Here is a 14,518-nt window from a genome sequence, read left to right on the forward strand (position 1 = left end):
ACTGTTATGAAGGCCGTGGTGCGAGGTAGGCTTTCCGGTCTCGCACCATGGCGTTGAGGGTCGTGAGGAGTTTTCGGGCTACGGCGATCAGGGCAAGTTTGGCGGGTTTACCGGCGGTGCGGAGCTTTTGGTAAAAAGCTTTAACCGAACCATCGCGGCGTACGGCGTTGAGAGCGGCCATGTAGAGAGCGTCGCGGACCCGCTTGCGGCCGCCACCGATGGCTCGTTTGCCGCGATATAGGCCGCTATCGACGTTAAGCGGAGCCAGACCAGCCAACGCAGCCACCTGCTTAGGCCCGACGCGACCGAGTTCGGGCATCTGGGCGATGAGCTGCATACAGGCGACAGGCCCGACGCCTGGTGCCGATCGTATCAGACGCGCGTCGTCGGATATCGTCGGCTCGGCCTTGATGAGGGTTTTGATCCTGGCCTCGATCGCCTTGACCTCGCCGTTGAGGAAGTCGATGAGGCGCGCAATGCTTTCGATCATGGCGGGATCACGCGTCTCGCTGCGCCGGTTCTTCTCCTGAGCCCGCATGTGGACCAGTTGATCGCGGCGTTTTGCGAGGAGTGACAGGGCGTTCCGGGCTGGATCTGGCGCCTGTTCGGAAGCCGGCGCCATCGTCCGCGCAAAGCCGGCGAGCATGTGGGCGTCAATCGCATCGGTTTTAGCCAGCCGTCCTCGCGCGCGGGCAAAGTCGCGAGCGCGGGCGGGATTGATGCGGGCAAACCGGATCCTGGCCCGATGCAACGCTTCGGCAAGTTCTCGGTCGTAGACGCCTGTGGCTTCGAATACGACAAAGACATTGCCGCATCGCCAACGCGCCACCTGCTCCGTGATGGCCTGTAGCGCGTTGGCGATGCGCTCGGGTTTGCCGACGGCATCATCAAAAATGTCGAGCGTATGCTTGGAGACGTCGATTCCGACGCAGCGAAGGGATAAGATCATGGGGCCTGTCCCTGTGATGCGAGGTCTGTTGGCGCAGCCTCGTGCAACTGTTCAGGTTAATGGTCGAAACGGGCGGGAGACCGAGCCGGCTTACGGCGTCATGCGCCAGGGACCCAACGGCTTCCCGCCCACCCCATCATGACAGACCCTGCACACACAGGGACCCATACGCCGCGGCGGTCGTTGTGCGCACGGTCTCAGCCACCGCATACCATCGATGGATCACGCGGTATGGGTCCCTGCGTTCGCAGGGACGACAAGCCTACCCCGGTCGCCCCGTCCCGTCATTCAGCCAGCACGCCACCTCGTGCTTCGCGCCCGCTGCCACCAGCACCGGCCGCTCGACCTTGCAGCGGTCCATCGCATAGCGGCAGCGGGTGTGGAAGGCGCAGCCGGGTGGCGGGTTGATTGGGCTCGGCACGTCGCCATCGATCATGGGTGCGAGTTTCTTTGCCTTGGGATCGGCGACCGGCACCGACGCCAGCAACGCCTGGGTATAGGGATGGCGCGGGTTGGCGAACAGTTCTTTCTTGTCGGCGATTTCGACGATGCGGCCGAGATACATCACCGCCACACGATGACTGATATGGGCGACGACGGCGAGGTCATGCGCGATGAACAGATAGGAGAAGCCGTGCTTGCGCTGCAGGTCGATCAGGAGGTTGATCACCTGTGCCTGGATCGAGACGTCGAGCGCCGATACCGGCTCGTCGCAGACGATCAGGCTCGGCCCGAGCGACAGCGCGCGCGCAATGCAGATGCGCTGCCGCTGCCCGCCGGAGAACTGATGCGGATAGTTCTTCATCTGGTCGGGCCGCAAGCCCACCTGCGCGAACAATTCGGCGACCCGCGCCTGCTTCTCGCGACCGGTCGCGAGCCCATGCACGCTGAGCGGTTCGCCGACGATATCGCCCGCGGTCATGCGCGGATTGAGCGAAGCGAACGGGTCCTGGAACACGATCTGCATCGAGCGCCGATGCGGCCGCATCTCTGATTTGCTGAGGCCGGTGATGTCGGTGCCGTCAAGCTTGATGGCGCCGCTGGAAGGTTCGACCAGCCGCATCACGGTACGCGCCACCGTCGACTTGCCGCAGCCGGATTCGCCGACGAGACCGAGCGTTTCGCCGCGGCCGACCGAGAAGCTGACGCCGTCGACGGCATGCACGGTGCCGATCCGCCGGCGCAGCACGCCGCCGCGCACCGCATAATGTTTGACGAGGTCGGTGACTTCGAGCAGGGGTGTGTCGGTCATGGCGCGGCCACCGTTTCCGCCGCGCGCCAGCACGCCGCCCAATGATTGCCGCCAAATTCCTGCAGCGGCGGATATTCGGCGCGGCAGCGGTCGATCGCCAGGCTGCAGCGCGGCGCGAAGGCGCAGCCGGCGGGCAGGTTGGTCAGCGACGGCACCATGCCGGGAATTTCAGTCAGCCGCGCGTCGGCCTTGGCCTCCAGCGAAATCACTGCCGGCATCGAGGCCATCAGGCCCCGGGTGTAGGGATGCAGCGGGTTCTCGAACAGATCCTCGACGGTGGCCTCCTCGACCTTCTTGCCGGCATACATCACGATGACGCGCTGCGCGGTCTGCGCCACGACGCCGAGATCATGCGTGATCAGCACGAGGCCAGTACCGAGCGTCTTCTGCAGGTCGACGATCAGCGCCAGGATCTGCGCCTGGATAGTGACGTCGAGCGCGGTGGTCGGCTCGTCCGCGATCAACAGCGCCGGCCGGCACGCCAGCGCCATCGCGATCATGGCGCGCTGGCGCATGCCGCCGGATAACTGGTGCGGATATTCCAGCGCCCGCCGCTCCGGTTCGGGAATCCGGACCAGGCGCAGCATCTCGACCGCCTTGGCCCAGGCCTGCTTGTTGGTCATGGTCTGGTGCAGTTGCACCACTTCGGTGATCTGGTCGCCGATCCGCATGACCGGATTGAGCGAGGTCATCGGTTCCTGGAAAATCATCGAGATCCGGTTGCCCCGGATCTTGCGCATCTCGGCCTCGTCGAGGTCGAGCAGATTGGTGCCTTCCAGCGTCACCGAACCGCCGACGATGCGGCCGGGCGGGTCAGGCACCAGCCGCATGATCGACAGCGCGCTGACGCTCTTGCCGCAGCCGGATTCACCGACGATTGCCAGCGTTTCGCCGCGGCAGACATGGAACGAGACGTCGTCGACCGCCCGGAACAGTCCGGAGTTGGTGAAGAACACCGTCTGCAGGTTCTTGACGTCAAGAACCGTTTCTTCCGCTCTTGCCCCGGTCATCAGCCGCGTTGCCTCGGGTCGAGGATATCGCGCAGCGCATCACCGAACAGGTTGGTGCCGAACACCGCGAGGCTGATGGCGATGCCCGGGAAGATCACCAGCCACGGCGCGGTGCGGACATATTCCGCCGCCGATTCCGACAGCATGCGGCCCCAGGAAGGATAGGGCTCGGGGATGCCGAGGCCGAGGAACGATAATGACGCTTCAGTGAGGATGGTGGAGCCGAGCTGTGCGGTCGCCAGCACGATCAGCGGCGCCAGCGTATTCGGCAGCACGTGACGCAGCGCGATGCGGGTTTCGCTCATGCCGATCGATTTGGCGGCCTCGACGAACGGCAGTTCGCGCAGCGCCAGCGTATTGGCGCGGATCACGCGGGCCACGGTGGGGATCAGCGGGATCGCAATCGCGATGATCACGTTCGGCAGCGACGGGCCGAGTGCTGCCGTCATCACCAGCGCCAGCACCAAGAGCGGCAACGCCTGCAGGATATCGGTGACGCGCTGGAACACCAGGTCGACCCAGCCCGACAGATAGCCGGAGGCGAGGCCGACCATGACGCCGATCGACGATCCCAGGAAGGTCGAACCGATGCCGACCGCCAGCGAAATGCGCGCGCCGTGGATGATCCGGCTCCAGACGTCGCGGCCGAACGAATCGGTTCCCATCCAGTGCAGCCAGTCGGGCGACGCGAGGCGATGCGTGGAATCGACGCTGAGCGGATCGTAACGGCTGATCAGGTTGGCCGAGATCGCCACCCAGACGAACAGCAGCATGATGAACAGGCCGAAGGTGCCGAGCACGTAGCGTTGCGCGAGAAATAGCAGCCGGCGCCAGCCATGCGTCGAATGGGCGCCGGCGCGTTTCAGCTCGCTGTCGTAGTTGATCGAAGTCAAGCGGCGGCTCCTAATCCCCAAACCGGATGCGCGGATCGATCGCGGCATACAGCATGTCGACGGTGAAGTTGGCGAACACCACGACCACGGCGATCAGCATCACGAGGTTCTGCACGATCGGGTAGTCGCGCCAGCGCAGCGCTTCCACCAGGAAGCGGGCGACGCCGGGAATGTTGAACACGGTCTCGGTCACGATCAGGCCGCCGATCAGGAAGGCGGCCTCGATGCCGATCACGGTGATGACGGGCAGGATGGCATTCTTCAGCGCGTGGCGGTAGTTGACCGAAGCTTCGGAAGCGCCCTTGGCGCGTGCGGTGCGGATGTAGTCCTGCCGCAGAATCTCGAGCATCGAGGAGCGGGTGATGCGCATGGTCAGCGCGGCGCTGCGAAAGCCGACCGCCATCGCCGGTACGCAATAGATCGCAATTGCCTCGGTCCAGGTTTTCGGATTCGGGTTGTAGATCGGCATGCTGCCGAACAGCGAGACCGACGCCATCAGGATCAAGAGGCCGAGCCAGAACGAGGGCAGCGACAGCCCGCTCAGGCTGACAATGCGCAAGGCGTAATCCAGCCGCGAGCCCTGATGCACCGCGCTGATGACGCCCAAGGGAATGCCGATCGAGGCGGAGAACAATAGCGCGAGGCCGGCGAGCCGCGCGGTGATCGGAATCCGCGGCAGGATCTCCTGCAACGCCGGCTTTTCCGAGACGTAGGAATAGCCGAGGTCGCCGTGCAGCAACCCGCCGATCCAGTGCAAATACTGTACGTAGAGCGGCAGGTTGAGGCCGAGTTCCTTTTCCAGATTGGCCTTGTCGGCGGGGTCGACGAAGCCAGCCGCGTCGAACAGGATGTCGACGATATTGCCGGGGACGACGCGCAGCAGCACGAAGATGATGATCGAGATCCCGATCAGGGTCACGAGCATCAAAGCGAGGCGTCGCACGATATAAGCAAACACCTGACGTTCCCCTTTGGCGTTCCTTTGGTATTCCTTGGAGCCGTTCCGGTCCTGATCAAATCAGAACCGGGCTCCGCTCTTTGTTTTGACGCGTTTCCTACCGCAGATAAGTCTACGCAATCTGCGTAAACTTGATTGCGGCGCGAACCGGCGTCCACTTCGCTCGTATACGCTTTGGAGCGTCCGGTTACCGGCCGACGAAGTTACTTGTCCATCCAGACATCTTCGTAACGATAGCCGTTATAGGAGCTGTTGGACATGATCGTGACGTTCCTGACATAAGGTTGCCAGCAGGTGCCGGCCCGCGCATGGAAGATGATCGGTCGCGCGACGTCTTCCTGCAATTTCTTGTCGATATCCCATACCAGCTTCTTGCGCTTGCCGACATCAGTCTCCTGCGACTGCACGTCGAACAATTTCTCGATCTCCTTGTTACAGTAGTTGGTGTAGTTGCGCTCCGAGCCGCAGGAGTAGTTCTCGTAGAACGACTGGTCGGGGTCGTCGACGGCATTTCCGGTGAGATTGAGGCCGAGCATGTAATCCTTGCGCGCGACCTTCGGGAACCATTGCGCGGTGTCGACGACGTCGAGCTCGCCGTCGATATAGATGCTCTTCAGCTGGTCGATAAGGACGACCGCGGGATCGCGATACTCACCGATGTTGCGGGTGGAGACCTTGACAGCCAGATGCTTGTCCGGGCCGTAGCCGGCCTTCGCCATCAGCTTGCGGGCCTCCTCGCGGTTGGCGTTCACATCCGGGCCATAGCCCGGAATGCTTTCCAGCATCTCCTTTGGCATCGCCCAGAGGCCGGCAGGCGCCGGCAGCATGGTGCCGCCGATGTCGGCCTGGCCCTCGAACAGGATCGAGACGAAGGCCTTGCGGTCGAGCGCCAGCGCCATGGCGCGGCGGATGTCGAGACTATCGAACGGCGGTGCCGTCGAATTGACGATGATGTTTGTCGAGACGTTGGTGGGCTCGACCACGCAGATGGCGTTTGGCGCCTGGGATTTCATGTCCTTGAGCAGCGGGATCGTGATATGTGTCGGGAACGTCATGTCGAACTTGCCGGCGACGAAGGCAAGGATCGCGGTCGAGCGGTTGGTGATGATGTTGAATTCGATACCGTCGAGATAGGGCAGGCCCTTCTTCCAGTAGTCCGGGTTCTTCACAAGCTTGATCGACTCGTTGGCCTTGAACTCGACGAACTTGAACGGACCGGTGCCGATCGGGTGGGTGCGCATGTCGCCGGGCGAGACGTGGCAGGGATAGACCGGCGTGTAGCCGGAGGCCAGCAGCGCCAGCAGCGCCGGCTGCGGCCGCTTCAATTTGAACGACGCCTCGAAGTCGCCATTGGTGACGACGTCATCGACCTGATCGTACCAGGATTTGCGCGGGTTCTGCCGGAACTTCTGCTGCGACTTGCCCATCAGCATGTCGAAGGTGCATTTGACGTCGGCCGAGGTGAATGGCTTGCCATCGTGCCACTTGACGCCCTGTCGCAGCTTGAAGGTCAGGGTCTTGTTGTCGCTGCTCCAGGCCCAGCTCTCCGCGAGTTCCGGCCGCAGCGTATCCGCCCTGTTCTGTGCAACGTGCTGGTCAAAGATGACGAGGTTGTTGAAGACAGGCATGAAGGGGATGTTGATCGAATAGGTCGCGCCTTCGTGGATCGACGCGCTGCCGGGGCTGTCGCGGTGATAGATCTTCAGGATGCCGCCGTGCTTCGGTTCCTCCGCCGATGCAACATGGCTAGCCGGCAGCAACAACAATGCCGCAGCGGCAAGCGCGCGAACGCTCCGCATGGTCCCCTCCACAACTTCGGTCTCAACTGGCCGATTGGTATCGAGGATACCACGGTGGTACGCCCGGGCAACCAGCCAAGCCGATGTGGGGATTGGCAATTCGGACTATTGCGGGGTTCGCGTGGCGGGCAATGTTCGCGTGGCGGAACTTGCGGGCGCGCTATTGCCGCGATTTGCCGGGAATTCGCCTATCGATCGCGTTTCGGTCCGCCATGGGCGGGCAAAGGCACACAGGGATCGCGCCAATATGCCTCACCTGTCTCACGGCGCGCTTCGTCCCGTCACACGATCCGTGAGGTCTTGTTGCCCCAGTAGCGGTCGCGCAGCAGGCGTTTGTAGAGTTTGCCGGTCGGCAGCCGCGGCAATTCGGCCTCGAAATCGATCGAGCGCGGCACTTTCTGGCGCGACAGCGACTGGCTGCAGAATGCGATCAGTTCGTCGGCCAGCGCCTGCCCCGGCGCAACCCCGGGCATCGGTTGCACCACCGCCTTCACCTCTTCTCCAAGGTCCGGATTGGGCACGCCGAACACCGCGGCGTCGGCGATCTTGGGATGGGTGATCAGGAGGTTCTCGCATTCCTGCGGATAGATGTTGACGCCGCCGGAGATGATCATGAACGTGGCGCGATCGGTGAGGTAGAGATAGCCGTCCTCGTCGACATAACCGACGTCGCCGACGGTGCTCATGCCGCCATCGGGCGAGCGTGACTCCTGGGTCTTGGCCGGATCGCCGAAATATTCGAACGGCGTCGCGGTCTTGAACCACACCGTGCCAGGCTGGCCCTTCGGGCTCGGCTGCATGTTCTCGTCGAGGATATGCAGGTCGCCGAGCAGGACTCGGCCTACGGTGCCGCGATGGGCCAGCCATTGCTTGCTGTCGCAAGCCGTAAAGCCGAGCCCTTCGGTGGCGCCGTAATATTCATGGATGATCGGCCCCCACCATTTGATCATCTCGTCCTTGACCGCCGCGGGGCAGGGTGCGGCGGCATGGATTGCGATTTCGAGCGTGGACAGGTCGTGGCGTTGGCGTACCTCGGCCGGGAGCTTCAGCATCCGCGAGAACATCGTCGGCACCAGTTGGGTATGGGTGATGCCCCACTGCTCGACCAGCGCGAGATAACGCTCGGGGTCGAAACTTTCCATGATGATGGCGGTGCCGCCGGAGCGAATGGTGAGGTTGACCGCGGCCTGCGGCGCCGAATGGTAGAGCGGCGCCGGCGAAAGATAGACCATGCCCTCACGGTAGTGCCACAGCTTCAGCAGGAAATCGAAGATCGGCAGGTTCTGCACCGGCGGCTGTTCCGGCAGCGGGCGCAGGATGCCCTTTGGCCGGCCGGTGGTGCCCGACGAATACAGCATGGCGGTGCCGACGCATTCGTCGGCGACCGGCGTATTCGGCAGCCCCGCGGTCGCCTGCTGCAGGCCGACGATGCGATCGCTCTCACCCTCTCCATCGACGACGATGCAGAGTTCGACCTTCGGGCATTCCTTCAACGCTTCGCGCGCAACATCGAGTTTCGCCTTTGAGGTGATGAGAATGCGCGACTGGCTGTTGGTCAGGATGTAAGCGAGCTCGCTTGCGGTCAGGTACGAGTTCACGCAGGTGAAATAGAGGCCGCTTCGTTCGCCGGCGCCGCAGGCTTCGAGATAGCGGTTGTTGTTCTCCATGAAGATCGAATAGTGATCGAGCCGCTTCAGCCCGCGGTTGCGAAACAGGTGCGCCAGCCGGTTGCTGCGGGCGTCGAGTTCGCGATAGGTGACGATCTCGCCCGTGCTCGCCATGATGAAGGCGGGTTGCAGCGGGCGGAGATGAACATGCTTGCCGGTGTACATCGCAGCTGGAATCCTCTTATGCAGCGGAATCGAGAATTTCGCGCACCTGCGCCGGCCCCTCGATCCTGCGCGGATTGCGCGGCACCCATGGCGTCGCCATCGCTTGTTGCGCGATGCGGTCGAAGTTTTCGGGGCCGACCTTGACCTCGCGCAGGCTGCGCGGCATGCCGAGGCCGCGAATGAAGCTGTCGAGCACGTCGCCGGCGTCTTCGCCCGGATGGCCCATCGCGGCGGATACCAGCGCCTGGCGCTCGGCATTGACGGATTTGTTCCAGCGCATCACGAACGGCAGCATCACGCAGGAGGTGTAGCCGTGCGGTACGCCGAACTCGGCGCCGAGTACGTAGCCGATGCCGTGGCTGGCGCCCATCGGTATGCCGGACGACAGTCCGCCCATCGAAAGCCAGGTTCCGATCTGGCAATCCATCCTTGCATCGAGATCGTTGCCGTCGGCCTTCACCCGCGGCAGCGCCTGCGTCAGCAACGATAACCCCTTCTGCATCTGCGCGTCAGCGTAGGGATGCGACTGGCCGGAGCAGATGCCCTCGACGCAATGGTCGACGGCGCGAATGCCGGTCGACAGCCACAGCCATTCCGGCGTGTGCGATCCCAGCGCCGGATCGAGGATCACCGCGCGCGGGATCGCCAAGGGATGGCGCACCGCCTCCTTGACCTTGGTGGTCTCGTTGGTGACGCCTGCGCTGGGGCTGAAGTCGCCGCCGGCAATCGTGGTCGGCGCGCTGATCTGGCGCACAACAGGCGCATTCATCGGCGGCGGTGCGCCCTTGACGGCTCTGATCCGGTCAATGCCTTCGACGGTGCGGATATCGTTGGCGAGGCAAAGCTGCACCGCCTTGGCGCCGTCGGTGATCGAGCCACCGCCAACGGTGACGATGAGGTCGGCGTTGGCAGCGCGCGCCTGGTCGGCGGCGGCGATCACCGCCGAACGCGGCGTGTGCGCCGGCATCGCGTCGAAGGTGGCGGCATGGCGCGCGCCCAGGGCGCGGCGGATTTTCTCGATTTCGTCGGTTTCGCGGTTGAGCGTTCCGCTGACCATCAGAAACGCACGATTGGCGCCCAGCCGGTTCATCTGCTCGACGACAGCCTCGGATGCCGGCCGCCCGAACACGACCTCCTCCATGGCGCCGAATATCACACGCCCTTTATGCATGCTTGTCCTCCCCGGACATTTTGGCTTTGTTTGATACAGCGTAGCCGAGGAATTTTAAGACGTCATGCCCGAAGATGAGGTTGAAACGAAGCTGGCGTTGTATGGCCGCCATGCCTCGCCGTTCGTGCGCCGCGTGGCGGTGACCCTGCGGCTCTACGGCATCGATTATGACCACGTGCCGCTGATGCCGTTCGGTCCGGACAAGGCGGAACTGGCCGCCTTCAATCCGATCGCGCGGGTGCCGGCCCTGAGGCTCGCCGACGGCGAGATGCTGGTCGACAGCGCGGTCATTCTCGATCATCTCGACCAGGTCGCGGGCGCGCGGTCGCTGACGCCGGCCAAAGGCGCCGCGCGCCGCCGCGTGCTGACGCTGGTGGCGATAGCGCTCGGCGCCAATGAAAAGCTGGTCGCCGGCCTCTACGAGCGTCACTTCCGGCCGCGCGAGGCCTGGCACAGACCGTGGCTTGATGCCTGCGACAAGCAGGTCCGCGACGGCTTCGGCTGGCTCGACCGGCAATTTGTCGGGCCGTGGTTCACGGGCGCCGAGATGACGCAGGCCGACATCACGGTCGCGGTGTTCTGGCTGTTTGGTCGCGGCAAGCGGCCGACGTTCTTTGGCGGGCTCGGTTGCAGCAGGTTACAGGCGCTTGCCGAGAAGTTGCAGGACACGCCGGCGTTTCAGGCCACGCTGCCGGAGAAGGAGACGCTGGCGAGCGAGCTTGGCTGATGGCTTAAGCCAACAGTCCGGCGATCTCCTCAACCGAAACAACCCGCTCCGACAACAACACCTCCGCTGCCGCGCGTTCCCACGCCGCCTCCCGCGGCGCCAGCGGATCCTGCGTGCTCAGCCGGTGTTCGAGCACGAGCCGGGCGTACAGCGCGCGCCGCGCGTCGACGCCGGGCCTTGCCGCTTCCGAGGCCATGAGGATCGCACTGGTGATGTGATAGAGTGCGCTGGCGGCTTGGCGCGCATGCCCTTCCAGCGCCGCCTCGGCGGCGACGCGATCGGCAAACGCAGCCACACGATCCAGCATCTGCCGCAGGCGATCGCTGAAGACGAGCGGAATCGACGCGGCCTCGTCCAGCAATGTCACCAGCGCCGCCTGCAACGCCCTGTGCGCAAAACTCTTGCCGACGGCGCGGGTGATGATGTCGAGCGCGTTGATGTTGCTGGTGCCCTCCCAGAGCACGCCGAGATGGGCATCGCGCACCAGCCGGGCGTGCACCCATTCCTCGATGTAGCCGTTGCCGCCACGCACCTCCATCGATCCGGTCGCCACCGGAATGTTGTCACGGCAGGCGCGGAATTTCAAAAGCGGCGTCAGGATGCGCAGGATATTCCGGGCATCGTTGTCGCCGGCATTGGCGCGGTCCATCGCATCGGCCGCGAACAGGAACATCGACAGCGATTGTTCCGCCGGCAGCGTGATTTTCAGGAGCTGGCGGCGGAGCAGGGGATAGTCGATGATGGTGTTGCCGAACGCCTGCCGGGTGCGCGCGCACACCATGGCCTCGTTGACGCAGCGCCGCATCATCGCCGCCGCGCGCACGCCATGCGACAGCCGCGACAGGTTGACCTGCTCCATCATCTGCTTGAGGCCCTGGCTGGCCTCGCCGACCAGGTAGGCGACAGCGCCTTCGAGCAAAATTTCGCCCGACGCCATCGAGCGGGTGCCGAGCTTGTCCTTGAGACGAACGATGCGATAGGCGTTGCGGCTTCCGTCCTTCAGCCGGCGCGGCATCGCGAACAGCGCGAGCCCTTTGGTGCCTGATGGTGCGCCCTCGGGCCGCGCCAGCAGCAGCGCCACGTCGGCGTCGGCGTGCGAGCAGAACCATTTGTCGCCGAACAGACGCCACTCGCCGTCTTCCAGACGTGCCGTGGTTTCGATGGTGCCGACGTCGGAGCCGCCGGCGCGTTCGGTCATGAACTGCGTGCCCTTCCACATCGTGGCGACATCGCCGGACAGCATTTTCGGCAGCAGGTAGGCCTGCAGTTCGGGACTGGCGAACTTCCGGATCAGGTGGGTCGAGGTGTCGGTGACGCTGATCGGGCACATCAGGCCGAACTCGGCCTGCACGAACAGATATTGCAGCGCGTATTTCGCCACCGCGGGCAGCGGCCTGTCCATGCCGAGCGCGCCGGCGCGATGGCTCATGGCGTGGAATTGGAAATCGCCGAAGGCGATCTGCTCCATCTCGCGATAGGAGGCGTGATAGTCGATCCAGTCCTCGTCGCGACCAAAACGGTCGCGCGGCTGCAACACCGGCGGATGCTTGTCGGCAAGCCGCGCCAGTTCGTCGAGCCTGCCGCCGGCGAGCGCGCCGAGCCGGTCGAAGTGCGGTTCCAGGTTCTGGAAGTCGGCAGGTGACAGATAGTGCGCGAGCAGATCACGCAAGCCGCGGTCGATGGCGTAGAAGTTTTGCCCGGCAGCATCGGGCGCGATGTGGTCGGCGCCGCGGCGCAAGCCCGCCTCCGGCTGATGTCGGCGTGAAAGCGCGTCCATGGCTGATCTCCCTGTCGGGTTTTCCCGATGCTTACCGCCTTAGGGACGGTTGTTCCAGAGCCATCCACGCCATTGCGAACCCCGTAGGATGGGTGGAGCGAAGCGATACTCATCAATACCACCCGTGGGACGATGGGTATCGCTGCGCTCCACCCATCCTACCTCAGCAGCCCGTCGCGCGCCGGCAATGGTCTTCACGCGCGTAACCGCGATATACTAGAGCCAGGACACAACCGGAAGGATAGTTAGATGGTTTCGTCGGCTGACCTCGCGACACTTCGAATCGAGGACTTCGCACCGCATTGCGATAGCGTGTTCGAGATGCAGACGGCGGGCGGTGTTGTGCCGTTGAAGCTCACACAGGTTTCGCCGGCCGGCGCCAGCGGCAGGGCTGGCGGGGCGTTCTCGCTGCTGTTTGTTGCACTTGCGGGCCCATGGCTGCCGCAAGCGATCTATCCGGTCAAACATCCCGTGCTTGGAGTGATGGAGATCTTTCTGGTGCCCGTCGGACCGGTGCCCGGCGGCAACGGTTATCACGCAACCTTCACGTAGCGGCCGTGACGCCGGCCGACGTCGTCTCCCACCGCATCAGGTCGTAAACACCCTTGTCTTCGACGGTCGTGAAGCCGAGGCGCCGGTACAGCCGCATCGCCGGATTGTGTTTTTCCACATGGATCGACACCGCCTTGCCGGTGGCGGCCGCCTCGTCCATCAGGTCACGCAACAGCGCCGTGCCAAATCCCTTGCCGCGATGCGCCGGCAGGAACGCGATGTCGATGATGCGGACCTGGCTCGGCCAGCGTTCGACGTAAAGCCGGCCGATGTCCTCGCCGGCATGAACGATCACCAGCCAGTCGGCCTTGGGATAATAGCGCTGGTAATGGGCGTGCTGCGCCTGAAATTGAGATGCCAGAAAATCGGCCGTCTGCGCCTCGGACCAACCGGTGACGCTCAGTTCCTCGATCCGCGTCGAGGCGTAGAGTTGCCCAAGAAACCGCAGATCGGTTTCGGCGATCGACCGAAAGGTCAGGCTTGCATCGGTTGCGCGTCGCCAGCCAAACGATGCAGCTTGTACGGACCGGGCCAGCACGTTGGACATGGCCGACTTCAGGGCCGCGCCGGAAAGACGCCCTGCATGGCGATGCAGAAGCTCAGGGTAAGATAGGGCATCATATTGTTGTGCGGCTGGTTATTGCCGTTCTGGGTAACGGCCTGGATGTTCATCGCCACCAAACCGGCATTGCTTGTTTGATAGGCCGATCCGCCGGCCGAACGCGCAAGTCCCGTCGAGGAACTCGGTGCGAACAGCAGCGCGGGCGGGACGGCGGCCATCAGTCCGTGATTGTGTTGCGGCATCTCGTTCTCGATCAGGGTGACGGTTTCCGTGCCGCCGGTCTCGCCGAGATCGTGCAGCGAAAGGCCGGGGCCCTGACCCGGCGCCATCGGCGCATTTCCCTGCATGTTGGGCAGTGCGAAGTTGCTCTTGCCGTCGCCCCCGTAAGTGGTTCCCAGCAGCGAGAACAGCGCGGTGCTCTGCGAGATCGGCAGCAACTGCCCGTCGCAGAAGGCCCAGCCCTTCGGCGCGAAGTTGAACGGATAAATGCGGATCTCCGCAAGGAACGGATCGGCCATGCTTCGCTCCTAGGTCGGGCTCGGAAAGATGCCGAACAGCGAGATAATAAAATTGACGCAGAGATAGGGCTGGAAGTTGGTGTGAGGCAGGTTGCCGCCGGTCATGGTGATCGACAGCGGGCCCAACGCGACGCTCGGTGCGAGCGTTGAATAGACCTTCACGGTGGAGGATTGCGCCAGCACGTTGTTGCCGGGGCTGCTCGCCCCGCCAATATTCGTCGTCGCGATGAAGGGGTGGCTGTGGGTGGCCATCTGCTGGGTCGTCAGCGTTACCTCTTCGACACCGCCGGTCTGGGCCAACGCGAATCCGCCGCCCATGTGGATCGGGAGACGGCCCCTCATGTCCGGCACCGCGAATGTCGACTGGCCGTCGCCGCCGTAGGTGGTTTCGATCAGGTTGAACAAGGTCTCGAATTCCGAGGCCGGAAGCAGCGACCCATCACAGAAATTCCAGCCGACCGGCGCGAAATTGCCGCCGAACATGCGTATTTCGCCGACAAAAGGCTGTGCCACGGATG

14 protein-coding genes are annotated in these 14,518 nt (G+C 63.8%); 2 read left to right on the top strand and 12 right to left on the bottom strand.

Translation table 11 applies throughout. From position 1 onward, the window contains the following. Positions 1-4: 4 nt before the first annotated feature. The 8 genes from BLS26_RS19520 to BLS26_RS19555 form a co-directional block, all read right to left on the bottom strand. Complete coding sequence (locus tag BLS26_RS19520; protein WP_092513248.1) at positions 5-949, bottom strand: IS110 family transposase; 945 nt, start codon at positions 947-949, stop codon at positions 5-7. A 262-nt stretch (positions 950-1,211) separates the two neighbouring features. Beyond that, positions 1,212-2,201, bottom strand: a complete 990-nt coding sequence (locus tag BLS26_RS19525; protein ID WP_092518275.1) for an ABC transporter ATP-binding protein — start codon at positions 2,199-2,201, stop codon at positions 1,212-1,214. Next, positions 2,198-3,211, bottom strand: a complete 1,014-nt coding sequence (locus tag BLS26_RS19530) for an ABC transporter ATP-binding protein (RefSeq protein WP_092513786.1) — start codon at positions 3,209-3,211, stop codon at positions 2,198-2,200. Before BLS26_RS19530 ends, BLS26_RS19525 begins: the two co-directional genes overlap by 4 nt. Next, entirely contained in the window at positions 3,211-4,104 is an 894-nt protein-coding gene (locus BLS26_RS19535) for an ABC transporter permease (RefSeq protein WP_172804637.1), read from the bottom strand. Before BLS26_RS19535 ends, BLS26_RS19530 begins: the two co-directional genes overlap by 1 nt. A 10-nt stretch (positions 4,105-4,114) precedes the next feature. Then, positions 4,115-5,062, bottom strand: a complete 948-nt coding sequence (locus tag BLS26_RS19540; protein WP_092513789.1) for an ABC transporter permease — start codon at positions 5,060-5,062, stop codon at positions 4,115-4,117. Positions 5,063-5,265: 203 nt separating this feature from the next. Beyond that, positions 5,266-6,861, bottom strand: a complete 1,596-nt coding sequence (locus tag BLS26_RS19545) for an ABC transporter substrate-binding protein (RefSeq protein ID WP_092513791.1) — start codon at positions 6,859-6,861, stop codon at positions 5,266-5,268. A gap of 281 nt (positions 6,862-7,142) precedes the next feature. Next, a complete protein-coding gene (locus BLS26_RS19550) occupies positions 7,143-8,693 on the bottom strand; it encodes an AMP-binding protein (protein ID WP_092513793.1) in 1,551 nt (516 codons plus the stop codon). Between the two features lie 16 nt (positions 8,694-8,709). Then, positions 8,710-9,864, bottom strand: coding sequence for an iron-containing alcohol dehydrogenase (locus tag BLS26_RS19555; protein WP_092513795.1), 1,155 nt, complete (start codon positions 9,862-9,864; stop codon positions 8,710-8,712). A 64-nt stretch (positions 9,865-9,928) separates the two neighbouring features. On the opposite strand from BLS26_RS19555, the gene BLS26_RS19560 reads away from it, so the two are divergent. Beyond that, positions 9,929-10,591 carry a glutathione S-transferase family protein gene (locus BLS26_RS19560; RefSeq protein WP_092513797.1) on the top strand — a complete coding sequence of 221 codons (663 nt, stop codon included), beginning with the start codon at positions 9,929-9,931 and terminating at the stop codon, positions 10,589-10,591. Between the two features lie 4 nt (positions 10,592-10,595). On the opposite strand, the gene BLS26_RS19565 is transcribed toward BLS26_RS19560, so the two are convergent. Further along, a complete protein-coding gene (locus BLS26_RS19565) occupies positions 10,596-12,368 on the bottom strand; it encodes an acyl-CoA dehydrogenase family protein (RefSeq protein ID WP_092513799.1) in 1,773 nt (590 codons plus the stop codon). 249 nt (positions 12,369-12,617) lie between these two features. Here BLS26_RS19565 and BLS26_RS19570 point away from each other — a divergent pair, with 249 nt between their 5' ends. Then, positions 12,618-12,920: a hypothetical protein gene (locus BLS26_RS19570; RefSeq protein ID WP_092513801.1), complete on the top strand. Its 303-nt coding sequence runs from the start codon at positions 12,618-12,620 to the stop codon at positions 12,918-12,920. On the opposite strand, the gene BLS26_RS19575 is transcribed toward BLS26_RS19570, so the two are convergent. From BLS26_RS19575 to BLS26_RS19585, 3 genes are read right to left on the bottom strand one after another with little or no spacing between them, the layout of a single operon-like run. Further along, positions 12,913-13,467, bottom strand: coding sequence for a GNAT family N-acetyltransferase (locus tag BLS26_RS19575; protein ID WP_092513803.1), 555 nt, complete (start codon positions 13,465-13,467; stop codon positions 12,913-12,915). The two genes, BLS26_RS19570 and BLS26_RS19575, sit on opposite strands and share 8 nt — an antisense overlap. Positions 13,468-13,475: 8 nt before the next feature. Next, complete coding sequence (locus tag BLS26_RS19580) at positions 13,476-14,000, bottom strand: phage tail protein (protein WP_092513805.1); 525 nt, start codon at positions 13,998-14,000, stop codon at positions 13,476-13,478. Positions 14,001-14,009: 9 nt separating this feature from the next. Continuing rightward, positions 14,010-14,513, bottom strand: coding sequence for a phage tail protein (locus BLS26_RS19585; RefSeq protein ID WP_092513807.1), 504 nt, complete (start codon positions 14,511-14,513; stop codon positions 14,010-14,012). Between the last annotated feature and the right edge of the window lie 5 nt (positions 14,514-14,518).

It is taken from the genome of Afipia sp. GAS231 (assembly GCF_900103365.1).
In the GTDB taxonomy this organism is placed as follows: domain Bacteria; phylum Pseudomonadota; class Alphaproteobacteria; order Rhizobiales; family Xanthobacteraceae; genus Bradyrhizobium.

Bases quoted from the DNA above. Each gene is read 5' to 3' on its own strand.
- BLS26_RS19520 (WP_092513248.1), bottom strand. From the start codon at position 949: ATGATCTTATCCCTTCGCTGCGTCGGAATCGACGTCTCCAAGCATACG.
- BLS26_RS19525 (WP_092518275.1), bottom strand. From the start codon at position 2,201: ATGACCGACACACCCCTGCTCGAAGTCACCGACCTCGTCAAACATTAT.
- BLS26_RS19530 (WP_092513786.1), bottom strand. From the start codon at position 3,211: ATGACCGGGGCAAGAGCGGAAGAAACGGTTCTTGACGTCAAGAACCTG.
- BLS26_RS19545 (WP_092513791.1), bottom strand. From the start codon at position 6,861: ATGCGGAGCGTTCGCGCGCTTGCCGCTGCGGCATTGTTGTTGCTGCCG.
- BLS26_RS19550 (WP_092513793.1), bottom strand. From the start codon at position 8,693: ATGTACACCGGCAAGCATGTTCATCTCCGCCCGCTGCAACCCGCCTTC.
- BLS26_RS19555 (WP_092513795.1), bottom strand. From the start codon at position 9,864: ATGCATAAAGGGCGTGTGATATTCGGCGCCATGGAGGAGGTCGTGTTC.
- BLS26_RS19560 (WP_092513797.1), top strand. From the start codon at position 9,929: ATGCCCGAAGATGAGGTTGAAACGAAGCTGGCGTTGTATGGCCGCCAT.
- BLS26_RS19565 (WP_092513799.1), bottom strand. From the start codon at position 12,368: ATGGACGCGCTTTCACGCCGACATCAGCCGGAGGCGGGCTTGCGCCGC.
- BLS26_RS19570 (WP_092513801.1), top strand. From the start codon at position 12,618: ATGGTTTCGTCGGCTGACCTCGCGACACTTCGAATCGAGGACTTCGCA.
- BLS26_RS19575 (WP_092513803.1), bottom strand. From the start codon at position 13,467: ATGTCCAACGTGCTGGCCCGGTCCGTACAAGCTGCATCGTTTGGCTGG.
- BLS26_RS19580 (WP_092513805.1), bottom strand. From the start codon at position 14,000: ATGGCCGATCCGTTCCTTGCGGAGATCCGCATTTATCCGTTCAACTTC.